Genomic DNA, 23,313 nt, shown 5'->3' on the forward strand with positions numbered 1-23,313 from the left:
GAATTTCGGAAACTGTACGAAATTTTGGGCGCGGCACCGGAATTCGGTACAATAGCGGCGTACAAAACGGACGTTTCGTACGCTTTTCTCAGTCCACCTTCAGCTTTTGCAGCAACGCCGCAAGGCTGCGCCGGTCATCCTCGTCCATCACCGCGACACGGGATTTGAACAGCGTCGCCTGACTGCGCAGGATCAGGCCATCTTCCAATATTTTCAAATGGTTGGCCCGCAGTGTATCGCCCGTCGAGGTAATATCCGCAATCGCTTCGGCGGTCTCGTTCTTGACCGTGCCCTCGGTGGCGCCCTGGCTGTCGACCAACTGGTAATCCGCCACCCCGTTATCGCGCAGGAACTCCCGCACCAAGCGGTGGTATTTGGTGGCAATTCTCAAACGAAATCCGTGCTTTAGCCGAAATGCAGCGGCGGCCGCGTCAAGGTCGTCAAGGCTGTTCACATCGACCCAGCAGCCTGGCACAGCCAGCACCAGATCCGCCTGCCCGAACCCCAAGAGCGCCAATTCCCGCACCCTGAGATCCCATTGCCCCAGCTTTTCGCGCACCAGATCCGTACCCGTGACCCCCAGATTGATCCGCCCCGCTGCCAGCTCACGCGGGATTTCCCCCGCGGAAAGCAGAACAAGCTCAACGTTATCAATGCCTTGGACATAGCCCGCATATTCGCGTTCCGATCCAGACCGGCCCAGCCCGATGCCCCTCTGACTGAACCAGTCAAAGGTCTTTTCCATCAGCCGCCCCTTCGAGGGCACTCCCAGCTTGAGGCTCATGACAGCCCCCCCAGTTCCACAACCAGCCCCGGCCGGACCACCCCGCCCACCGCCGGTATCTCGCGCCCGCGCCCCAGTTGCCGTGTCAGCGCATCATAGCGCCCGCCAGTGGCGATCGGCGGCAGGTCGGGGCGATTTTCTGCATAGAAACCAAAGACAAAGCCGTCATAGTATTCCATGTTGGTGCGCCCGTAGCTGGCCTCGAAATCCAGGTTTGACACGTCAATCCCGCGCGCTTCCAGTGCCTCCAGACGCCGCGCCAGGCGCTCCACGGCGGGCTGGATCGCGGGCAGATCCACGGCGATATCGCGCAGATGCTCAAGCGCATTATCCGACGTTTCGCGTACACCCAGGATCGCGTCGATCAGCGCCACCTCGTTCTCCGAGATCGGCGCGGTCGCCGCATCTTCGCGCAAGGCATTGATACGGCTCATTATTTCGTCTTCGCCGCGCATCCCGATGACCGGCCCCGCCTCCGCCATCGGATCGGATTGCGCCAGCAGCGCCGCGCGGCTTTCCGGCACCGGCGCGCGCCCCGCATAGCGATCCATCAGCGCCCGGAACCGCCTTGGCCGCCAGATATGACGCCGCAACGCCCGCTTGCGCCCCTCACTGGTGCACAGCGCATCGACCGCCGCCATCAGGATGCCGATATCGCCCGTCGCGGCGCGCAGACCAAGCGGCTTCAAGGCATTGAAAATGATACCGAAAACGCGGGCGTCCGCCGCCTCGGGCGCGGTGCGTTCAAACACCTCGAACCCGACCTGCATGTATTCGCTGGCGCGGGCCGGGTCGTCCTCCTGACGCCGGAACACCTCGCCCGAATAAGTATAACAGGCCGGTTCTGCGCCATGCTCCATGTGCATCTGAACGACCGGCACGGTGAAATCCGGGCGCAGCATCTGCTCCCCGCGCAGCGCGTCCGAGGTCACATAGGCCCGCGCCCGGATGTCCTCGCCGTAAAGATCAAGCAACACTTCGGCGGGTTGCAGGATCGGGGTTTCCACCGGCTGCGCGCCCTCGGATTCGAACAGCGCCCGCAGTTGTGCGGCCTCGGCCCGGATCGCGGCGCGGTCACTCATCCGCCCTGCCCCTCCAGTATTTCACGAACCTTTTCAACAAGTTGGTCGCGCGGCACCTCGAACTGACTGGGCCGTTCCTTCCATTCTTCCAGCGTCGCGCTCTGGGCGATCTGCGCACCAAGGATCAAATCCTTGATCTGGATAACGCCGCGTTCCTTCTCGTCGCCGCCCTCGATCACCGCGATGGGCGCGCCGCGCCGGTCCGCGTATTTCATCTGGTTGCCGAAATTCTTGGGATTGCCCAGATAGACCTCGGCGCGGATACCCGCCCGGCGCAGTTCACCAACCATGCCCTGGTAATCGGCCATCCGGTCGCGATCCATCACCGTGACCACCACCGGCCCATTGATGGAACCGCCGATGCGGCCTTTTTCACGCAGTGCCGCCAGCAGCCGATCCACCCCGATCGACACACCCGTCGCCGGCACGGCCTGTCCGGTGAACCGCTTGACCAGGTCGTCATAGCGCCCGCCACCGGCGACGCTCCCGAACTGCCGCTTGCGGCCCTTTTCGTCAAGGATATCAAAGGTCAGCTCGGCCTCGAAAACTGGCCCGGTGTAATAGCCAAGCCCCCGCACGACGCTGGGGTCGATCACCACGCGATCCGTGCCATAACCCTGAGCTGCAAGAAGGTTGGCAATGGTTTCAAGCTCTTGCACGCCCTCCTGGCCGATGGCCGAGTCACCGACCGCGGCGCGCAGGTTCTGAAGCGTCTCCGCGGTATCCGCGCTTTTCGAGGTCAGGAACGCCAGCACCGGCCCGGCCTGATCATCGCTCAGCCCCACGCCGTCGATATAGGCCCCCGAGGCATCGAGCCGCCCCTTGCCCAGCAATTCGCGCACACCGCTTTCGCCGACCTTGTCGAACTTGTCGATGGTGCGCAGCACGGCGTCGCGCTGCTCACCTTCCTCAAGACCCATCACCTCAAGCACGCCATTCAGGACCTTGCGGTTATTGACCCGCACGATGTAATCGCCCCGCGCGATACCCACGGTTTCCAGGGTGTCGGCCAGCATCGCGCAGATCTCGGCATCGGCAGCGACCGAAGGCGCGCCCACCGTATCCGCATCGCATTGATAAAACTGGCGAAACCGCCCCGGTCCCGGCTTCTCGTTGCGCCAGACCGGCCCCATCGCATAGCGCCGGTAGGGGGTAGGCAGGTCGTTGCGGTGCTGGGCATAGACCCGCGCCAGCGGCGCGGTCAGATCATAGCGCAGCGCCAGCCAGTCGTCGTTCTCGTCTTCCTGCCATGCGAAAACCCCCTCGTTGGGGCGGTCCACATCGGGCAGGAACTTGCCAAGCGCCTCGACCGTCTCCACCGCCGAGGATTCCAGCGCCTCGAAGCCGTAAAGATGATAAACCCTTGCAATCGCTTGCAACATCTCGGCGCGCTCGGTCACCTCGGCGCCGAAGTAATCGCGGAACCCCTTGGGCGTTTCGGCCTTGGGGCGGGGCTGTTTCTTCTCTTTGGCCATGCTGCGGATCCATCGGGGTTTCGTCCTTGCCGCAGCGTCTATCGGATGGGGCCAGCGGGGGCAAGCTGTGCCGCATTGACGCCCACGCCCCGGACCCGCTAGATCGACCCCATGGAACCCATTGAAGAACAGATCGCCCACCTCACCCGCATCGTCGACGATCTTTCCGAGGTCGTTGCCCGCCAGGAGCGTGAACTCGCCCTGATGACGCGCCGCGTGCAACTGCTGCTCGAGCGCGAGGCCACGCGCGAGGTCGATCAGGGCGGCAGCGTTCCCCTTGGCGACGAGCGCCCGCCCCATTGGTGAACTCCGCCGCCTAGAGCTCCTCGACGGTCATGACCCCCGGCAGGCTCTTGATGGCGCCCTTGATCTGGGGGTTCACCGGGAACTCCTCGCCCGCATCGATCTCGACCTCGCCGGGCAGACCCTGCGCCATCAGGTTGAACCGGATCGGCCCGCGCCCGCCGGATTTCACCGTCTGCGCAGCCTTCGCCAGCACCGAGGCCACCGACGGGATCGCATCCCCGGTTTCGATAAATATGCGCAACCCGGTCGCGCTCACATCGGCGACAACCCCGTCGATCGGCGAAATCGAGCGGCCCAGCAGCTTGAGCTGATCGCTTTCCATCGTCGCCTCGGCGGTCAGCACCACCTGTGACCCGGTTTCCAGGTGATCGCGGCATTTCTCCAGCGCCTCGGAAAACAGCGTCACCTCGTAGCCGCCGGTGACATCCGACAGCTGCACAAAGGCAAAACGGTTGCCGCGCGCCGATTTGCGCTCCTGGCGGCCCGCCACGACGCCGGCCATCTTGACCACCGCCGCGCCCTTGCGCTCGATCATCGCGGTCACTTCGTCCAGCGTTTTCACGTCCTTGCGCCTGAGCGCGCCCATGTAATCGTCCAGCGGATGCCCCGACAGGTAGAACCCCACCGCCTTGAACTCCTCGGTCAGGCGCTCGGCGGGCAGCCAGTCTTCGACCGGACTCAGGCGCGGTTCGGGCAGATCGTCGCCCGCCTCGCCGAACAATGACACCTGGTTGGAATTCTTCTGATCGTGGATCGCCGCAGAATAGTTCATCAGCGCCTCGATACTGTCGAACACCCGGCGCCGGTTGCGGTCAAGCTCGTCAAACGCCCCGGCCCGCGCCAGCATCTCCAGCGGCCGCTTGCCGATCCGCTTGAGATCGACCCGCCGCGCCACGTCGTAAAGCGTGGCAAAGGGTTTGTCGCCGCGCCCCTCCACGATCAGGCGCATCGCCTCGACGCCCACGTTCTTGAGCGCGCCGAGCGCGTAATGCAGAACCCCGCCGCGCACCTGGAACATCGCATCCGAGCGGTTCACGCAGGGCGGCGCATAGGGCAGGCCAAGGCCCTTCTTTACCTCCTGGAAATACACCGCCAGCTTGTCGGTCAGATGGATATCGCAGTTCATCACCCCGGCCATGAACTCGACCGGGTGATTGGCCTTCAGCCAGGCAGTCTGATAGCTGACCACCGCATAGGCCGCCGCGTGGGACTTGTTGAAACCGTAATTGGCGAACTTGTCTAGCAGGTTCCAGACTTCGAGCGCCTTGGCATCATCCACCCCGTTCGCCTTGGCGCCCTCGATGAATTTGGGCCGTTCGGCATCCATCGCGGCCTGGATCTTCTTGCCCATCGCGCGGCGCAACAGGTCGGCGCCCCCCAGCGTATAGCCTGCCATATCCTGCGCGATCTGCATCACCTGTTCCTGATAGACGATGATACCCTGAGTCTCGTCCAGGATATGATCGACCGTCGGATGCAGGTAATCGCGCGCGCTCAGCTCGTTCTTGACCTCGCAATATTTCGGGATGTTCTCCATCGGGCCGGGCCGGTAAAGCGCCACCAGCGCCACGATATCCTCGATACAGGTGGGCTTCATCCGCTTGAGCGCGTCCATCATCCCCGAGCTTTCCACCTGGAACACCGCCACCGTGCGCGCACGCGCGTAAAGCTCATAGGTCTTTTCGTCGTCCAGAGGTATCTGCCCGATATCGTTCTCGGCGCCCTCGAAGGGCTCGTAGATGGTGCTGCCATCCTGCGCGACATGCAGGTCGCGCCCCTCATTGTGGATCTGCTGCATCGCGTTCTGGATGACCGTCAGGGTCTTGAGGCCCAGGAAGTCGAACTTGACCAGCCCCGCCTGCTCGACCCATTTCATGTTGAACTGCGTTGCAGGCATGTCCGAGCGCGGATCCTGGTAGATCGGCACCAGTTCATCGAGCGGCCGATCCCCGATCACGACCCCCGCAGCGTGAGTCGAGGCATTGCGCAACAATCCCTCGACCTTCATGCCGTAGTTCAGCAGCCGGTCCACCACCTCTTCGCTGCGCGCCGCCTCGCGCAGGCGGTCTTCCTGCGCCAGCGCCTGTTCGATCGACACGGGCTTCACGCCCTCGACCGGAATCATCTTGCTCAGCTTGTCCACCTGCCCGTAGGGCATCTGCAGCACCCGCCCGATATCGCGCACGGCGGCCTTGGACAGCAGCGCGCCGAAGGTGATGATCTGCCCCACCTTGTCGCGTCCGTACTTCTCCTGCACGTAATGGATCACCTCCTCCCGGCGATCCATGCAGAAATCGATATCGAAATCGGGCATGCTGACCCGTTCGGGGTTCAGGAACCGCTCGAACAGCAGGCTGTAGCGCAGCGGGTCGAGATCGGTGATCGTCAGCGCATAGGCCACGAGACTGCCCGCCCCCGAGCCCCGCCCCGGCCCGACCGGAATATCCCTTTCCTTGGCCCATTTGATGAAATCGGCAACGATCAGGAAATAGCCCGGAAAGCCCATCCCCTCGATGATCCCCAGCTCGAATTCCAGCCGCTTTTCATAGTCTTCGACGGATGCCGCATGCGGGATCACAGCCAGTCGCGCCGCCAGCCCTTCCTTGGCCTGCCGGCGAAGTTCGTCAACCTCGTCATCAGCGAAACGCGGCAGGATCGGATCCCGCCGATACGCTCCGAAGGCGCAGCGCTTGGCGATCTCGACGGTGTTTTCCAACGCCTCGGGCAGGTCCGCGAAAAGTGTCGCCATTTCCTGCGGTGTCTTGAGATAATGCTGCGCGGTCAGGCGGCGGCGCGGCTCGCCCTGATCCACATAGGCCCCATCGGCCACGCAAAGCATCGCATCATGCGCCTCGTACATGCCGGGATCGGTGAAATAGACGTCGTTCGTTGCGACCAGCGGAATGCCCATCCCATAGGCCATTTCCACGAACCCACGTTCCGTCTGGCGTTCGGCCTCCGGCGCGCCATCCTCACCGGGATGGCGCTGCAACTCGACATAAAGACGATCCCCGAACGCGCCATGCAGCCGAGTCATCAGCGCCTCGGCGGCCGGGCGCTGACCAGCCTGCAACAGCCGCCCCACCGGCCCGTCCGGCCCGCCGCTCAAACAGATCACATCCTCGGCGTGGCGCTCGAGATCCTCGATCGTCAGATGCGCCAACTGCCCGTCCCCGCGCAGGTAAAGGCAGGAATTCAGCTTCATGAGGTTCCCGTAACCCCGCTCGCTCTGCGCCAGCAGAACCACCGGCGCAGGGGGCTTGGGGCGCTCGCCGGGCTGGACCTCGACATATTCCAGATCCATCTGGCAGCCCATGATCGGCTGAATGCCCGCCCCGCTCGCCGTGACCGAAAATTCCAGCGCGGCGAACATGTTGTTGGTGTCGGTGACCGCCACCGCGGGCATGCCCGCACGTTCGCAAAGACCCGCAAGCGTCTTCAGCCGCACGGCGCCTTCCAGCAGGGAATATTCCGTGTGAAGACGAAGATGGATGAATCGGGGATCACTGCTCATATGTGCAGAGTAGCTTCCCCACTCGCCGGGAAAAAGGCGCTTCGCGCGCGCTTGCGCGTTTTTTGCCCATCCCGCCGACTGAGCGCACCCAGGGGCGCGCAAAAAGCGCGCAACCCATTGCCCATCATGGCGCCCCTGCGCTAGTCATCCTGAAACGCCGCGCAACCGCGCCACCAGGGGACCTACGCGTGACAGCACCATTGCTTGCCATTTCGGGACTGACCAAGGCCTATCCCGGAGTCGTGGCCAATGACAGCGTCTCCCTCGATATCGCGGGCGGCGAGGTTCATGCGCTGCTTGGCGAAAACGGCGCGGGGAAGTCCACCCTGGTCAAGATGATATACGGCCTGGTGAAACCCGACAGCGGCACCATGACCCTGCATGGCGCGCCCTTTGTGCCGGGCGAACCGCGCGCCGCGCGCGCCGCCGGCGTGGCGATGGTGTTCCAGCACTTTTCACTCTTCGACGCACTCAGCGTGGCCGAGAACATCGCGCTCGGGATGGAATCGCCCCCGCCTCTGCGCGACCTCTCGCGGCGAATCCGCGATGTCAGCGAGACCTACGGCCTCCCGCTCGACCCTCACCGCATCGTGGGCGATCTTTCTGCAGGCGAGCGCCAGCGCGTCGAGATCCTGCGCTGCCTTCTGCAGAACCCGCGGCTCCTGATCATGGACGAGCCCACCTCGGTCTTGACCCCTCAAGAGGTCGCGATCCTCTTCCAGACCCTGCGCAAACTCGCCGCCGAAGGCGTGTCGATCCTCTACATCTCCCACAAGCTCGAGGAAATCCGCACGCTGTGTGACCGCGCCACCATCCTGCGCCAGGGGCGCAATGTCGCCACCTGCAACCCGCGTGAAACCACCGCGCGCGAGATGGCCGAGATGATGGTCGGCACCACACTCGATGTCACGGCCCGCCCCGCACGCGCGCCCGGCGCAACCGCCCTTGATATCACCGGCCTCTCGCTCGCCTCGCCCAACCGCTTCGGCACGGCACTGAAGAACCTGCATTTCACACTCGCCGAGGGCGAAATCCTGGGCATCGGCGGGGTCGCGGGCAACGGTCAGGATGAACTCCTCGCGGCACTCTCAGGCGAGTTGCGCAGCGCCCCCGGCGCAATCCGGCTCAAGGGCCGCCCGGTTGGCGCGCTCGGCCCCGCAGCGCGCCGCCGCCTGGGGCTGCTCACCGCCCCCGAGGAAAGGCTCGGCCACGCCGCCGCCCCCGACATGAGCCTGACAGAAAACGCCCTGATGACCGGCGCCGAGCGCGAAGGACTGATGGCGCGCGGCTTCATCAGCTGGGCCGCCGCACAGGATTTCGCCGCGCGCATTATCTCCCGTTTCGACGTGCGCACGCCCGGCCCCGACACCGCCGCGCGCGCACTTTCGGGCGGCAACCTGCAGAAATTCGTCATCGGCCGCGAGGTTCTCCAGCGCCCCGAGGTGCTGATCGTCAACCAGCCCACCTGGGGCGTCGATGCCGCCGCCGCCGTGGCGATCCGCCAGGCCCTGCTGGATCTCGCCGCCGACGGCGCCGCGATTCTCTGCATCAGCCAGGATCTCGACGAACTGATGGAAATCGCGGACCGCTTCGGCGCGCTCAACGAAGGGCGGCTCTCCGACATCCGCCCCACCCATGCGCTCAGCCTTCAGGAAATCGGCCTGATGATGGGCGGCGCGCACGGTATGGAGGTAGCCCATGCCTGACCGCCACCGCGCTTCATCTTGCCCGAAATACTCCGGGGGAGTCGCCCCTTGGGCGACGGGGGCAGCGCCCCCCTCCACCGCCACGAAGGCGCGCCGATGAGGATCCGGCTGGAAAAACGCCCCCAGCCCTCGCGCCGCTGGCTGTATCTCTCGCCGCTCCTTGCGGTGCTGGTCACCATGCTGGCAGGCGGCGCGCTTTTCGCGGCACTCGGCAAGAACCCCGTCGAGGCCATTGCCACCATCTTCTGGGAACCGCTCTTTGGCGAATTCGCCTTCTATTACCGCCCTCAGCTCCTGGTGAAGGGCGCGCCGCTCGTTCTGATCGCCATCGGGCTGTCGCTCGGGTTCCGCGCAGGAGTGTGGAATATCGGCGCCGAAGGGCAGTATATCATCGGCGCCCTCGCGGGGGCGGGTGTGGGGCTGGCCTTCTACCCTCTCGATGCCTGGTTCGTCTTTCCGCTGATGGTGATCGCGGGCGCTCTTGGCGGGCTGGCCTGGGGCATGATTCCGGGGCTGCTCCGGGTCCGCTTCGGCACCAACGAGATCCTCGTCTCGCTGATGCTGGTCTATGTGGCCGAAAAACTGCTGGCGGCGATGGCGCTCGGCCCGATGAAGAACCCCGAGGGCATGGGCTTTCCCGGCAGCCGCAACCTGCAACAATACCCGTCGGCGCATAATGCCGACCTCATCGCCGATACCGGGATGCATTGGGGCGCGGTCGCGGCGCTGATCGCGGTGATCTTCGCCTATATCCTGCTCGGGCGTCATGTGCTGGGCTACCATATCCGCCTGACCGGGCAGGCCCCGCGCGCCGCGCGCTTCGCGGGTGTCGATCCGGCGCGCCTCGTGCTGTTCTGCCTTGGCGTATCGGGCGCGCTGGCCGGGCTCGCAGGCATGTTCGAGGTCTCCGGACCCGCCGGACAGGTCAGTATCGACTTCAATGTCGGCTACGGTTTCACCGCGATCATCGTGGCCTTCCTGGGGCGTCTGCACCCCTTCGGCATCGCGCTGGCGGGGCTGTTGATGGCGCTCACCTATATTGGTGGTGAGATCGCGCAGTCCAATCTCGGCCTGCCGGCGGCGGCAATCCAGATGTTCCAGGGCATGTTGCTCTTCTTCCTGCTGGCGGTCGACCTGCTGACCAACTACCGCCTCCGCCTGCTCCCCCGACCGGAGACCGCATGATGGACCTCTCCTCGATCAGTCCGATCCTTCTGCTGGCCTCGATCATGGCCGCCTCGACGCCGATCCTGCTGGCGGCGATCGGCGAATTGGTGGTCGAGCGCGCAGGCGTGCTCAATCTCGGGGTCGAGGGAATGATGATCACCGGGGCGATCTGCGGCTTTGCCTTCGCGGTGAACACCGGCTCGCCCGCGCTCGGATTTCTGGCCGCAGCACTCGGGGGGGCGGGCCTGTCGCTGCTGTTCGCGCTGCTCACGCAATTCGCTCTGGCCAATCAGGTGGCCTCGGGGCTGGCGCTCACGCTCTTCGGCCTCGGGCTGAGCGCGCTTCTGGGCCAGGGCTATGTCGGCATCAAGCCCCCGCCCACGGCCCGGCTGGACATTCCGGTGCTCAGCGACATCCCGTTCCTCGGCCCGGTGCTGTTTTCGCACGATCCGATGGTCTATATCGCGCTGGCGCTGGTCGCCGCGGTCTGGGCAGGTCTGAAATACACCCGTGCCGGGCTGATCCTGAGGGCCGTGGGCGAAAACCACGACGCCGCCCATGCACTCGGCTACAAGGTTGTGCGCGTGCGCGTGCTGGCGATCGCTTTCGGCGGTGCCTGCGCCGGACTTGGCGGGGCCTATCTCAGCCTCGTTCGGGTGCCGCAATGGACCGAGGGCATGACCGCCGGTGCGGGCTGGATCGCGCTGGCGCTGGTTGTCTTCGCCAGCTGGAAGGCGGGGCGCGTCTTGCTGGGCGCATGGCTATTCGGCGGCGTCAGCGTGCTGCAGCTCAACCTTCAGGCCGCCGGTGTCGCGCTGCCGGTCGAATATCTCTCGATGTCGCCCTACCTGATCACCATCCTCGTGCTTGTCATCATGTCGGCGGACCGCAGCCGCGCGCCCGCGTCGCTGACCCGAATTTTCCATGCCTCGCAATGAGGCGCTGCCCATCCTCAAACCACAGGGAGTTCAACTCATGACCCTCAAGACCCTTCTGACCGGCGCCACGGTGGCGCTTGGCCTTGCCGCCGGCGCCGTGACCCCGGCGCTGGCGCAGGACGACAAGACCAAGGTCGGCTTCATCTATGTCGGCCCGATCGGCGATGGCGGCTGGACCTACGAGCATAACCAGGGCCGCCTGGCCCTCGAAGAGCATTTCGGCGACCAGGTCGAGACGATCTACCAGGAAAGCGTGCCCGAAGGCGCCGACGCGACCCGCGCAATCACCCAGATGGCGCTGAATGGCGCGGATCTGATCTTCACCACATCCTTCGGCTACATGGATGCAACCGTCGCCGTGGCCGAGAAATTCCCGGACGTGAAATTCGAACACGCGACCGGCTACAAGACCGCCCCGAACCTTTCGACCTACTCGGCCCGCTTTTACGAGGGGCGCGCGATCCAGGGTCATATCGCGGGCAAGATGACCAAGTCCAACATCGTTGGCTACATCGCCTCCTACCCGATCCCCGAAGTGATCCGCGGCATCAATTCCGCCTTCATCCACGCCCGCAAGGCCAACCCCGATGTCGAGTTCAAGATCATCTGGGCCTATACATGGTTCGATCCCGCCAAGGAGGCCGACGCCGCCACCGCGCTCATCGAGCAGGGCGCCGACGTGATCCTGCAACACACCGATTCCACCGCCCCCCAGGCAGCGGCTGAAAAAGCCGGCGGCGTGGTCACCTTCGGGCAGGCCTCGGACATGGCCGAATACAAACCCTTCCCGCGCGTGAGCTCGATCATCGACAACTGGAAACCCTATTACATCGCCCGCACCCAGGCGGTGATCGACGGCACCTGGGAAAGCCAGCAGGTCTGGGACGGCATCGGCCCCGGCATGGTCGGCATCGGCGAGATCACCGACGCGGTGCCCGCCGAGGTCAAGGAAGAGGCGCTGGCCCTGAAGGACGCGATCGCCTCGGGCGATCACCATCCCTTCACCGGCCCGCTGAAGAAGCAGGACGGTTCGGACTGGCTGGCCGAAGGCGAAACCGCCGATGACGGCACGCTTCTGGGCATGGATTTCTATGTCGAGGGCCTCGACGCCGAAATCCCGCAGTAACGAAAACGGCCGGGGGGCCAGCCCCCCGGACCCCCCGAGGTATTTTCAGCCAGATGAAGCGGCGGACAGGCGCTTGCGCGGACCGGCACGCGAGGCCTTCCACATTCCCGCGCGGCGTGGCAGTTTCACGTCATGACACAGAACCTCACCTCCCCCGACGCCACACCGGCCAGCCGCCTCGCATTCGGCACCATGCAATTCGGCGGCGCCGCCGACGAGGGCCAGAGCCGCGCCATGTTCGACGCCTGCATCGAGGCCGGTCTCAATCATTTCGACACCGCCTATGTCTATACCGACGGGGAAGCGGAAACGCTGCTCGGGCGGTTTGCCGCGCCGCTGCGCGAGCGGCTGATCATCGCCACCAAGGCAGGCTATCTCGGTGGCGCGGGACGCGACAACCTGATCAAGCAGTTCGATATCTCGCGCCAGCGGCTCGGGATGGATCACGTCGATATCCTCTATCTCCACCGCTTCGATCCCGACACCGATCTCAACGAGACGATGGAGACCTTCGCCAGCCTGCGCGATGCGGGCAAGATCACTTATATGGGGCTGTCGAACTTTGCCGCCTGGCAGGTGATGAAGGCCGCCGCCATCGCCGCGCGTTTCGATCTGCCCGTGTCGATCCTGCAACCGATGTACAACCTCGTGAAACGCCAGGCCGAGGTCGAGATCCTGCCGATGTGCCAGAGCGAAGGCATCGCCGTGGCGCCCTATTCACCGCTGGCGGGCGGGCTTCTGACGGGCAAATACGCCAGCGGCGGCACCGGGCGTCTGACCGAGAACGACCGCTATGCCGCACGCTATGGTCAGGACTGGATGCACAAGGCGGCAAGCGGCCTGAGCGAGATCGCCGCCGAACTGGGCGTGAGCCCCGCCACGCTGGCCGCCGCCTGGGCCGCGCATCATCCCGCCGCACCGATGCCGATCCTTTCGGCGCGTTCAACCGCGCAGCTGCAACCCTCGCTCGACGCCATCAGCTTTGACATGGATGACGCGCTTCGCGCCCGGCTGAGCGCACTCAGCCCGGCGCCGCCCCCCGCCACCGACCGCCTGGAAGAGGCCTGAAGGTGGCGCGCCGCCTCAACCTGCCCGACAGTGCGTCGATTGCCACGCCGGGGGAAGATGGCCGCCTCAACGCGCCTTCGGCCGCGCGCAACGCCGCGCCGATCCTCGATCTGCTGCGCCATCACGGCCCCGCCAGCGGACACGCGCTGGAACTGGCCTCGGGCACTGGCCAGCACGCCGCCCATTTCGCGCCCGCCCTTCCGGGGCTCACCTGGCAGCCCACCGAGATCGACCCCGCGCGCCGCGCCAGCATCGACGCCTGGGCCGCCAGCGTGAACGCCCCCAACCTGCGCAAGGCGATCGAGCTTGACGCCACCGCGCCGCACTGGGGCGCGGAACACGCCGGACAGGATCTCATCTTGCTGGTGAACCTCCTGCATCTCATCAGCACGGATGAAGCGCGACAGCTCATATCGGAGGTCGCACAGGCGCTCGCCGCCGAAGGCCGCTTCATCATCTACGGCCCGTTCCTGCGCGCCGGCGAGACCATTTCCGAGGGCGACGCCAGCTTTGACGCCAGCCTGCGCGCCCAGGACCCCGAGATCGGCTACAAGGACGATTTCGACGTCATCGACTGGCTGCACGATGCGGGTCTGACGCTTGTCGACGTGGTCGAAATGCCCGCCAACAACCTTGCCATCGTCGCCCGCCGCCCAGCGTGAAGACGCCATTGAACCGGCGCGCCGCGCTGGCAGTCTGACCGCAGTTGATGCCGGAGGATCGAAGGCGGGAGCGAGGACAGCACGGCGCGGTTCCGTCCCGATCCCGGCTTCCTGTCGCGCCATCGCGCCCGGTTTCACGCACGCATCAATCAGGGCGCGCACTCTCCTGTCTGATCTGGGTCAAGGTGTCCGGGCACCGCGCGCTCTAGGACAGGCTCGAAACACATCGAGGAGTGCGAATGTGACCTGGAACGACAAACTGAACGACACGAGGCAACAGCTGCGGGCGCTCAACAAGACCATCCCCGACACCGCGCAGGCCTTTGGCGCGCTTGGCAAGGCGGTCAAGGAAGGCGGCGTTCTGGAATTCAAGACCAAGGAGTATGTCGCGCTCGGTATCGCGGTCGCCACCAAATGCGAGGCCTGCATCGGGCTGCATGTCGAGGCGCTGGTGCGCTGCGGCGCCACCCGCGAGGAACTGGGCGACGTGCTCGCGATGACCATCCAGATGGGCGGCGGCCCTTCGATGATGTATGCCGCCAAGGCCCTGGATTGCTTTGATGAACTGACCGGGCAGGCGTGACGCCACGCTTCTTCCCAACCCGAAAAGGTGCAGATGATGACATATCCCATGCTCGCCACACTCTGCCTCGCCATTTGTGCCAGCGCGGCCCAGGCGCAGGACGGACCCGGCCAGAAATTCATGTCCAATTGGGATCTTGACGGCGACGGAGCCGTCACCCTGTCTGAGGCCAGGGCCATGCGCGAGAACATCTTTGCCGCCTTCGACAGTGACGAGGACGGCAACCTGAGCAGCGACGACTATGACATGTTCGATGCGGCGCGGGCCAATGACATGGCCTCGGTCACGCCCGAAGGCCGCGCGCCGATGCGCCGGGTGGCGGGTGGCCTGAAACGCGAGGTCACGGATCTCGATCACGACGGCACGGTGACGCTGAGCGAATTCCTGGACAGCACCGCCGCCTGGCATGAAGCGATCGACACCAACGGCGACGGGGTGGTCACGCCGCAGGATTTCGGCCAGGGAAACTAGGCACCCTGCTCCGAGTGCCGTGAACCGAGGCTGTTTCCCCTTACGCCAAGGGCGCGAATCTGCGTCTTCTGTCCGCTTCAGTGACAGTTGGAAAAGGGTTAACGAATGTCGATCATGAAACTTCTCGAACAGGCGCAGGGCGGACAGGGCCTGAGCCAGCTTGCCAGCCAGTTCGGACTTGACGAAAGCAAGGCGCGCGCATTGACGGACATGCTGGCGCCCGCCATCGGCCAGGCCGCCAAGAAACGCGCTGAAAGCGGCGGTGCCGAAACCGTTCTCGGCTTCATGAAAGGCGAGGACAAGGCCGCCTTCTTTGACGATGCGAGCGCCGCCGCGACACCCGAGGGGGTCGCGCAGGGCCAGTCCTTTCTGGACAGTCTGATGGGCGACGCCGCCGCGACCGAAGGGCTGGCCAGTGCCGCCGCCGAGAAGGCAGGCGTCGATCAGCGCACGGTCTCGCAATTCCTTCCGGCGCTTGCCGCGATGGCACAGGGCGGGCTGCAGAAGCAGATGCCCGATTCCTCGATCGACGGCATGATGGGCATGCTTCAGGGCGCTGGTGGTGCCGGCGGCAATGGCCTGATGGGGATGATCGGCGGACTGCTGGGCGGCAAGGCAGGCGCGAAATCCTCCGGGCCGGACCTTTCGATGTTGACCAGGATGCTCGATGCAGATGGCGACGGCTCGGTGGTCGATGACCTCCTCGGCAAGATCATGAAATGAACGCAAACGGGGCAGACGCCAAGGTCTGCCCCGCTCCATTCCGGCCGGTCTGTTTCTTCGGCGCTTGCCTCAGCCCGCCGCTGTCCAGCGATCCGCGAAATCGAAGGCCTGGTCATAGCCGAACAGCGCCGCGGCACCGCCGGTATGCAGGAACACGACCCGCTCGCCCTTCTTGAAGTGGCCCTTGCGGATCAGGTCGATCAGCCCGGCCGCACCCTTGGCCGAATAGACCGGATCAAGCAGGATCGCCTCCAACTCGGCAAACATCCGGATCGCCTCCAGCCCGCTTTCGGTGGGAATGCCATAGCCCTCACCGACATAGTCGGTGTTGGCGACCACGTCCTCGCGCTTGACCACCCCCGCACAACCCAGTTTCTCGGCAGTGGCGCAGGCCAGGTTATAGACGTTTTCTTCCTGCTTGGCCTTGGGCGCGCGCACCCCGATCCCCAAGAGCGGGATCTGCGCGTTCATCGCCTGAAGCCCGGTAATGAGCCCCGCCTGCGTGCCCGCACTACCGGTGGCATGAACCAGGTGGTCGATCCTGAGGCCGGTGCCGTTGACCTGCGACAAGAGCTCGAAGGCGCAGTTTACATAGCCCAATGCGCCCGTCGCGTTCGAGCCACCGCCGGGAATGGTATAGACCTTGCGGCCTTCGGCACGCAGCCTCTCGGCCACCGTTTCCATCTCGGCATTCATGTCACCGCCACCGGCGCGCTTTTCGGTCGTGGCGCCATGCAGGTGATCCAGCAGCACGTTGCCATTGTGGTTGTAATTCGCATCGTTGGAGCCGGTCCGGTCCTCCAGCAGGATATGGCAATCCATCCCCAGCTTGGCGGCAAAGGCGGCGGTCTGGCGGGCATGGTTCGACTGCGTCGCGCCCTGCGTCATCACCATGTCGGCGCCCTGCGCTTCGGCCTCGGCCATCAGGAACTCGAGCTTGCGGGTCTTGTTGCCCCCGGTGCTCAGCCCTGTGCAATCGTCGCGCTTGATCCAGATCTCCGGTCCGCCCAACTCGGCGCTCAGCCGATCAAGACGTTCCAGCGGCGTAGGCAGATGCGCCAGAAAATGACGTGGGAAGCGGGCGAGATGCATGGGGAATCCTCCTTATAATGCGTTACACTCCAGATAACGCGGCAAATACCCCCGCGCAAATGCGAATACCGCAAAACATATTGCACAACTTGCATTTTGTGGCGCCGCACCCTATCCCCGATCCATGCGTCTCGATTGGCTCGAAGATATCCTTGCGGTGCTCGACACCGGCTCCTTTGCCCGCGCGGCGATGGCCCGCAACCTCACGCAATCCGCCTTTACCCGGCGCATCCGCAGCATCGAGGACGGCATCGGCGCCGCCCTCTTCGACCGCTCCTGCAAACCGGTGCAACTGCTGCCCGATGTGCGCGCCCGCGAAGCCGAGATGCGCCGGATGGCAGCCGATCTGCGCGCGCTGCGCGACGGGCTGCGCCAGTCCGCCTCGGGCGCGGGGCGCATCGTGTCTCTGGCCTGCCAGCATGCGATCACCACCACCGTTTCGCCCCGCCTCGTGCACCTGCTGGCACAGGACCGCTCGGTGCGGGTGCGCTCGGGCAACCGCGACGACTGCCTCGGACAGCTTGTCACCGGCGAGGTCGATCTGGCCGTGATCTACGACTCCCCCCTCGGTCCGCCCCGCCCCGACAGCCGCGTCTTCACCGAACTCTCGATCGGCACCGAACCGCTCGTGGCCGTCTGCGCGCCTGCGCTCGCTGCCCGCGATCCCGATGCTCCACTGGCGATCATCGCCTATCCGGGCGATGTCTTCCTCGGGCAGGTCGTCGAACGCGCCGTCCTCAGCCGCCTGCCCCCCGGCACCGAGATCACGCGCAAGGCCGAAACCGCGCTGACCCTCGCCGCGCTCCAATATGCGCTCGACGGCATCGGTATCGCCTGGCTTCCCCATGGCGTCGCCGCCGAGGCGCTGTCGCAAGGGCGCCTGGTGCGCGTCCCGCTTGGCGGCGCCGACCACATGCTCGACCTGCGCATGATCCGCCTCGCCGAACCGATCCGCCCCGCGACGCTCGATTGCTGGGATCTCTTGCGCGCCGCCCTCGTCCCAAAATGAAAAAGGCCGGGCTTTCGGCCCGGCCCTTCGCTTCAGCCATCCACCCGGATGACCTCGTTCTTGGGGTCATAAGGGCTGTCCTCGACAACCTCGGCATCCCAGAGCGCCCCCAGGATACGCACCTTCAGTTTCTGCCCGACCTCGGCCTTTTCGGGGCTGACATAGCCCATGCCGATGGATTTCCCGAAAGCCACCGAATAGCCACCCGATGTCAGGCGGCCCACCCGCGTGTCGCCATCAAACAGCACCTCCGCGCCCCAGGGGTCGGCATCCTCCGGCCCGTCGATCAGCAAGGTCACGCATTTGACCCGCACACCAAGCGCGTTCATCGCATCCTTGCCCTGGAAGTCCTTCGACTGATCCACGAAACGCGGCAGGTCGGCCTCGAGCGGCGTCGCATCCCGGCCCAGCTCGTTGCCGAAGGCGCGATAGGATTTCTCCTGGCGCAGCCAGTTCTGCGCGCGCACCCCGACCAGCTTCATGCCATGCTTCTTCCCGGCATCTTCCAGCAGGTCGAAAAGGTAGTTCTGCATCTCGATCGGATGATGCAGCTCCCAGCCCAGCTCGCCCGTATAGGCCACGCGGATCGCGCGCACCGGGCACATGCCCAGCTCGATATCGCGCTGGCTCAACCACGGGAACCGCTTGTTCGACAGCGCGGTCTCGGGCTCGGCATCCTTGACGACCTCTTTCAGAACATCGCGCGATTTCGGCCCGGCAATGGCGAAGACGCCCCATTGCGTGGTCACATCCTCGACCGCGATATAGCCGAACTCGGGCGCCTTGTCCTCGGCGCATTTGCGCAGGTAGTCGCCGTCGTAATCGGTCAGCGCGCCCGCAGACACCAGGTAATAGCTGTCCTCTCCCAGCCGCACGATGGTGTATTCGGTGCGCGTCGTGCCCTCGGGCGTCAGCGCATAGGTCAGGTTGATCCGCCCCACCTTGGGCAGCTTGTTGCAGGTGAACCAGTCAAGGAACGCCGTCGCGCCCGGTCCCTTCACCGTATGCTTGGTAAAGGCCGAGGCGTCGATCAGGCCGACACCCTCGCGCACGGCCTTCGCCTCATCGACCGCATATTCCCACCAGCCGCCGCGCCGGAAACTGCGTGCGTCATGGTCGAAATCAGCGGGCGCACCGACGGGGCCGTAATAGTTCGCCCGCTCGAAACCGTTGACCACGCCGAACTGGGCGCCGCGCGCCTTCAGCCGGTCGTAGCTCGGCGCGGTGCGCAGCGGGCGGCAGGCCTCGCGCTCCTCGTCGGGATGGTGCAGAACATAGACGTGGCTATAGGCCTCCTCGTTCTTGCGCGCGGAATATTCGGTGGTGATCCAGCTGCCGAACCGCTTGGGATCAAGCGAGGCCATGTCGATCTCGGCTTCACCCTCGACCATCATCTGCGCCATGTAATGCCCGGTGCCGCCAGCGGCGGTGATGCCGAAGCTGAACCCCTCGGCCAGCCACATGTTGCGCAGCCCCGGCGCCGGACCGACCAGCGGGTTGCCATCGGGCGTGTAACAGATCGGACCGTTGAAATCGTCCTTCAGACCCACGGTTTCCGAACTGGGGATCCGGTGGATCATGCTCATGTATTCCTCCTCGATCCGCTCAAGGTCGAGCGGAAAGAGATCGGCGCGGAAACTGTCGGGCACGCCGTATTCAAACCGCGCGGGCGCATTGAGTTCATAGGGGCCAAGGATCCAGCCGCCGCGCTCCTCGCGCACATACCACTTGGCGTCGGCATCGCGCAGCACGGGATGTTCAGGGTTGCCCGCCTTGCGGTATTCCACCAGCGCCGGGTCGGGTTCGGTCACGATGAACTGATGCTCGACCGGAATGGCCGGGGTCTTGATGCCCAACAGGCGCGCGGTGCGCTGCGCGTGATTGCCGGTGGCGGTGACCACATGCTCGGCCGTCACCACGATCTGCTCCTCGGAGGGGACGAGGTTGCCACCCTTCTCGACCATCTTGGTCAGCGTCACCTCCCAGGCCTCGCCGGTCCAGTGATAGGCATCCGCCTGCCACTTGCGCTCGATGGTGACACCGCGCTGGCGCGCGCCCCGCGCCATGGCCATGGTCACGTCCGCAGGGTTGATATAGCCGTCGGTCGGGTGATAGATCGCACCCTTCAGATCGTCGCAATTGACCAGCGGCCAGCGCTCCTTGATCTGCGCCGGCGTCAGCCACTCGAAGGGCACCCCCACCGTTTCCGCGGTCGAGGCATAGACCCGGTACTCGTCCATCCGCGCATCGCTCTGCGCCATGCGCAGGTTGCCCACCACCGAGAACCCGGCATTGAGGCCGGTCTCCTCCTCCAGTGTCTTGTAGAACTTGACCGAGTAGTCATGGATATGGGTGACCGCGTAGGACATGTTGAACAGCGGCAACAACCCCGCCGCGTGCCAGGTAGAGCCGCTCGTCAGTTCGTCGCGCTCCAGCAGCACCACGTCGTCCCATCCGAACTTGGCCAGATGATAGGCGATCGATGTGCCGATGGCGCCGCCACCGACGATCAGGGCTTTGACATGGGTCTTCATTGGGTTGCGACTCCTTGAATGCGTTGAACCCTGTTTATCAGTCCTGCAACGTCACGCAGGGTCCAGCCGACACAAGATTGCGCAAAACCGACGCCGGGCAACATCTTCGCGCCCGCTTTCACGGTCAAAGGGGCTTCATCTTGCCAAAAATACTCTCGCCGAAGTCCCGCAACCGGCAATGGCGGAGCTGCCGGAATAATACCGACCCGATACCGACGTGATACCGACACGATACAGATGCCGTTTTCGGCCCGTTTCCGGCCCTCTCACTCGCCCAGCGCGATGCCTTCGCGGCGCGGATCGGCCCCGCCGCGCAATGTCTCGCCGATCGCGATCGCCTGCAATCCAGACACCATCGGCCTCGACGAAACCTCGTATCCCATCGCCTCGAGCTCTGCCGTGAGACGCGGGGAAACCAGGCCCGCCTCGACATCGAAAACGCCGAAACGATTGACCATGTTGGGCATGCTAACCGCTTGTTGCACATCCATTTTCCAGTCCAGATGCGCGATGATCGCCTTGACCACGTAACCGATGATCCGGCTGCCGCCGGGGCTGCCCAGGATCAGCACCGGCGCATCGTCCTTCAGCACGATGGTCGGCGCCATCGAGGATCGCGGCCGCTTGCCCGGCTCGACCCGGTTGGCGACCGGAACGCCGTCTTCATGGCTTCTGAAGGAAAAATCCGTCAACTCGTTGTTCAGCAGGAATCCCCGCACCATCAGACGCGACCCGAATGCGTTCTCGATTGTCGTCGTCATCGACAGCACGTTGCCGTAACGATCCGTTAACGAAATATGCGAGGTCGAGGGAAACTCGATCGATTCGTCATCCGCCAGGTTCAGCGCATGATCGAATGCCGGCCGCCCCGGCTCCACCTCGGGCAGCGCGTCGTCGCCCCTCAGAAGCTGTGCGCGGCGCTCCAGATAATCCTTTGCTATCAATCCCTTGATCGGCACCGGCACGAAATCGTCATCCGCCATGTAGCGGCCCCGGTCGGCAAAGGCCAGTCGGCTCGCATCCCCGATCAGTCGCCATGCCTCCGGGCTTTCAGGCCCCATCGCGGCCAGGTCGAACGGCTCCAGCATCCCCAATATCTGTCCCACCGTCAGCCCGCCCGAAGACGGAGGCCCCATCCCGCAGACCTCATAGGCGCGGTAAGCCACGCAAATCGGCGCGCGTTCCTTCACGCGATAGATCGCAAGGTCGGTCTCGGTCATGACCCCCGGATTGCCCTGCGCGCCGCGCACCGTCTCGACGATATCGCGCGCGATCTCTCCGCCATAGAAGGCCGCCGCGCCCTCGCTCGCGAGGCGGCGCAATGTCTCGGCATAGTCCGGGTTCCGCAACCTCTCGCCCACTTCCAAAAGGCTGTTATCGCTCAGGAAATAGTCCCTTGTCGGGCCGAACCGCGACAGGCGGATCGCGTCCCCCGCCACCATGATCGACAGGCGCGGGCTCACCGCGAAGCCTTCCTCGGCCAGCGCAATGGCGTCATCGAACAGCCCCGCCCAATCGGCCCGTCCCCAGCGTTCATGTGCTGCTTCCATCAACGCAGGCGTTCCCGGCACCCCTACCGAGCGTCCGCCCACCACGGCATCATAGAACTGCAGGGGCTCGCCCGCTTCGTCCTGGAACAGGCGCGGCGTCGCCGCCAGCGGCGCGGTCTCGCGCCCGTCGAGCGTGGTGATTTCACCGGTCGTTCCGTCGCGCCAAAGCAGGAACGCACCGCCCCCCAGACCCGAGCTTTGCGGCTCCACGAGTCCCAGCACCGCCTGCACGGCCACCATCGCATCCGCCGCCGTACCGCCCGCGCGCAGCACTCTCGCACCGGCCTCGGCGGCAAGCGGATTGGCCACCGAAACCATCCAGTCCCGTGCCTCGACGGGCCTGCCTGCGGATTTTGCGGCCTCCGCCGCGGCAACATCGGGCGACACCGTCGCCGATGCCGCAGGCCCCGCGCCCGCCCCTTCCGGCGCAACGCTGTCGGTCGCCTGCTGCGCCCATGGCGCACCCGAAAACAGCATGGCGGCGGCAAACGCCGTCAGGATCGTTCTCATGTCCAACCCTCCCTGCGTGGCGCATCTTAAAGCATTGCCGGAACCACCTGATCGGGCGGACGGTGGCCGTCCTGAAAGGTCTTGATGTTCACGATCACCTTCTCGCCCATCTCGATGCGTCCCTCGACCGTCGCCGAGCCCATATGCGGCAACAACACCACGTTCTTGAGTTCGCGCAGACGCGGGTTCACCTCGGCGCCGTGCTCGTAGACATCCAGCCCCGCACCCGCGATCTCGCCCGCGCGCAGCATCCGCGTCAGCGCATTCTCGTCGATCACCTCGCCCCGCGACGTGTTCACGATCACCGCCTCCGGTTTCATCAGCTTCAGGCGCCGCGCGTTCATCAGGTGAAAGGTCGAAGGCGTATGCGGGCAGTTGATGCTCAGCACATCCATCCGCGCGACCATCTGGTCAAGGCTCTCCCAATATGTCGCTTCGAGAGCCTCCTCGATCTCGGGGCGCAACCGGCGGCGGTTGTGGTAATGAATCTGCATGTTGAACGCCGCCGCGCGCCGCGCCACAGCCTGCCCGATCCGGCCCATCCCGAGGATGCCCAGCCGCCGGCCCGACAGCCGCCCGCCGAGCAACGCGCTTGGCGACCAGCCTTCCCAGCCGCCCGACTGCATCAGAGCCAGCCCCTCGGGAATGCGCCGTGCGACCCCAAGGATCAGCGCCATCGCCATGTCGGCCGTGTCATCGGCCGAGACACCCGGCGTGTTCGACACCAGAATGCCGTGCTGGCGGGCTGTCTGGACGTCGATATGATCGACTCCCGCCCCGTAATTCGCGATCAGCTTCAGGCTGTCACCCGCCTGCGCGATCAGCGCCGCGTCGATCCTGTCGCTCAACGTCGGCACCAGGACATCCGCCGAACGCATCGCGCTGGCCAGCGCGGCGCGGCTCAGGGGTTTGTCATCCTCGTTCAGGGTAACGTCGAACAGTTCTGCCAGCCGGTTCTCGACCGGCGCGGGCAAGCGTCGCGTAACGACAACACTCAGACGTCCAGATGACAT

General features: G+C 65.0%; 19 protein-coding genes. 11 read left to right on the forward strand and 8 right to left on the reverse strand.

What is annotated here, in order from left to right:
- Positions 1-88: 88 nt before the first annotated feature.
- The 3 genes from hisG to hisS are packed head-to-tail and all read right to left on the reverse strand — an operon-like array spanning position 89 to position 3,341.
- Positions 89-784, reverse strand: coding sequence for an ATP phosphoribosyltransferase (gene hisG, locus ROH8110_RS14145; RefSeq protein ID WP_085818359.1), 696 nt, complete (start codon positions 782-784; stop codon positions 89-91).
- The gene (locus tag ROH8110_RS14150) at positions 781-1,866 is read right to left on the reverse strand and encodes an ATP phosphoribosyltransferase regulatory subunit (RefSeq protein WP_085818360.1); all 1,086 of its coding nucleotides are present in this window, start codon (positions 1,864-1,866) and stop codon (positions 781-783) included. Before ROH8110_RS14150 ends, hisG begins: the two co-directional genes overlap by 4 nt.
- Positions 1,863-3,341, reverse strand: a complete 1,479-nt coding sequence (gene hisS / locus ROH8110_RS14155; RefSeq protein WP_085818361.1) for a histidine--tRNA ligase — start codon at positions 3,339-3,341, stop codon at positions 1,863-1,865. The genes ROH8110_RS14150 and hisS overlap by 4 nt, the downstream gene beginning before the upstream one ends.
- A 111-nt stretch (positions 3,342-3,452) precedes the next feature.
- Between hisS and ROH8110_RS14160 the strand changes: the two genes are divergently transcribed.
- Complete coding sequence (locus tag ROH8110_RS14160; RefSeq protein ID WP_085818362.1) at positions 3,453-3,647, forward strand: SlyX family protein; 195 nt, start codon at positions 3,453-3,455, stop codon at positions 3,645-3,647.
- A gap of 10 nt (positions 3,648-3,657) precedes the next feature.
- Here ROH8110_RS14160 and dnaE read toward each other — a convergent pair whose 3' ends face one another.
- Positions 3,658-7,161 (reverse strand): DNA polymerase III subunit alpha, encoded by a 3,504-nt coding sequence (gene dnaE / locus ROH8110_RS14165; protein WP_085818363.1) that lies wholly within the window; start codon positions 7,159-7,161, stop codon positions 3,658-3,660.
- Positions 7,162-7,349: 188 nt separating this feature from the next.
- On the opposite strand from dnaE, the gene ROH8110_RS14170 reads away from it, so the two are divergent.
- From ROH8110_RS14170 to ROH8110_RS14210, 9 genes are all read left to right on the forward strand, one after another.
- Positions 7,350-8,867, forward strand: coding sequence for an ABC transporter ATP-binding protein (locus ROH8110_RS14170; RefSeq protein WP_085818364.1), 1,518 nt, complete (start codon positions 7,350-7,352; stop codon positions 8,865-8,867).
- Between the two features lie 96 nt (positions 8,868-8,963).
- Positions 8,964-10,052, forward strand: coding sequence for an ABC transporter permease (locus ROH8110_RS14175; protein WP_085818523.1), 1,089 nt, complete (start codon positions 8,964-8,966; stop codon positions 10,050-10,052).
- Positions 10,052-10,972 (forward strand): ABC transporter permease, encoded by a 921-nt coding sequence (locus ROH8110_RS14180; RefSeq protein WP_085818365.1) that lies wholly within the window; start codon positions 10,052-10,054, stop codon positions 10,970-10,972. The genes ROH8110_RS14175 and ROH8110_RS14180 overlap by 1 nt, the downstream gene beginning before the upstream one ends.
- 37 nt (positions 10,973-11,009) lie before the next feature.
- Positions 11,010-12,098, forward strand: a complete 1,089-nt coding sequence (locus ROH8110_RS14185) for a BMP family ABC transporter substrate-binding protein (protein ID WP_085818366.1) — start codon at positions 11,010-11,012, stop codon at positions 12,096-12,098.
- Between the two features lie 132 nt (positions 12,099-12,230).
- Positions 12,231-13,166: an aldo/keto reductase gene (locus ROH8110_RS14190; protein WP_085818367.1), complete on the forward strand. Its 936-nt coding sequence runs from the start codon at positions 12,231-12,233 to the stop codon at positions 13,164-13,166.
- A gap of 2 nt (positions 13,167-13,168) precedes the next feature.
- Positions 13,169-13,828: a DUF938 domain-containing protein gene (locus ROH8110_RS14195; RefSeq protein ID WP_085818368.1), complete on the forward strand. Its 660-nt coding sequence runs from the start codon at positions 13,169-13,171 to the stop codon at positions 13,826-13,828.
- 241 nt (positions 13,829-14,069) lie between these two features.
- A complete protein-coding gene (locus ROH8110_RS14200; protein WP_085818369.1) occupies positions 14,070-14,411 on the forward strand; it encodes a carboxymuconolactone decarboxylase family protein in 342 nt (113 codons plus the stop codon).
- A gap of 36 nt (positions 14,412-14,447) precedes the next feature.
- Positions 14,448-14,882, forward strand: coding sequence for an EF-hand domain-containing protein (locus tag ROH8110_RS14205; RefSeq protein WP_211330789.1), 435 nt, complete (start codon positions 14,448-14,450; stop codon positions 14,880-14,882).
- Positions 14,883-14,987: 105 nt separating this feature from the next.
- Positions 14,988-15,605, forward strand: coding sequence for a DUF937 domain-containing protein (locus ROH8110_RS14210; RefSeq protein WP_254903796.1), 618 nt, complete (start codon positions 14,988-14,990; stop codon positions 15,603-15,605).
- A 69-nt stretch (positions 15,606-15,674) separates the two neighbouring features.
- Here the strand turns inward: ROH8110_RS14210 and cuyA are convergent, their stop codons facing one another.
- Positions 15,675-16,697, reverse strand: a complete 1,023-nt coding sequence (cuyA, locus tag ROH8110_RS14215) for a D-cysteate sulfo-lyase (protein ID WP_085818371.1) — start codon at positions 16,695-16,697, stop codon at positions 15,675-15,677.
- A 124-nt stretch (positions 16,698-16,821) separates the two neighbouring features.
- Here cuyA and ROH8110_RS14220 point away from each other — a divergent pair, with 124 nt between their 5' ends.
- On the forward strand, positions 16,822-17,706 hold the full coding sequence (locus tag ROH8110_RS14220; protein ID WP_085818372.1) for a LysR family transcriptional regulator: 885 nt from the start codon (positions 16,822-16,824) through the stop codon (positions 17,704-17,706).
- 32 nt (positions 17,707-17,738) lie between these two features.
- On the opposite strand, the gene ROH8110_RS14225 is transcribed toward ROH8110_RS14220, so the two are convergent.
- The 3 genes from ROH8110_RS14225 to ROH8110_RS14235 form a co-directional block, all read right to left on the reverse strand.
- Complete coding sequence (locus tag ROH8110_RS14225) at positions 17,739-20,240, reverse strand: GcvT family protein (protein WP_085818373.1); 2,502 nt, start codon at positions 20,238-20,240, stop codon at positions 17,739-17,741.
- A 266-nt stretch (positions 20,241-20,506) separates the two neighbouring features.
- Positions 20,507-22,300: a gamma-glutamyltransferase gene (gene ggt, locus ROH8110_RS14230; RefSeq protein ID WP_085818374.1), complete on the reverse strand. Its 1,794-nt coding sequence runs from the start codon at positions 22,298-22,300 to the stop codon at positions 20,507-20,509.
- Positions 22,301-22,326: 26 nt separating this feature from the next.
- The gene (locus ROH8110_RS14235) at positions 22,327-23,313 is read right to left on the reverse strand and encodes a 2-hydroxyacid dehydrogenase (RefSeq protein WP_085818375.1); all 987 of its coding nucleotides are present in this window, start codon (positions 23,311-23,313) and stop codon (positions 22,327-22,329) included.

The organism is Roseovarius halotolerans (assembly GCF_900172255.1).
Lineage (GTDB): Bacteria > Pseudomonadota > Alphaproteobacteria > Rhodobacterales > Rhodobacteraceae > Roseovarius > Roseovarius halotolerans.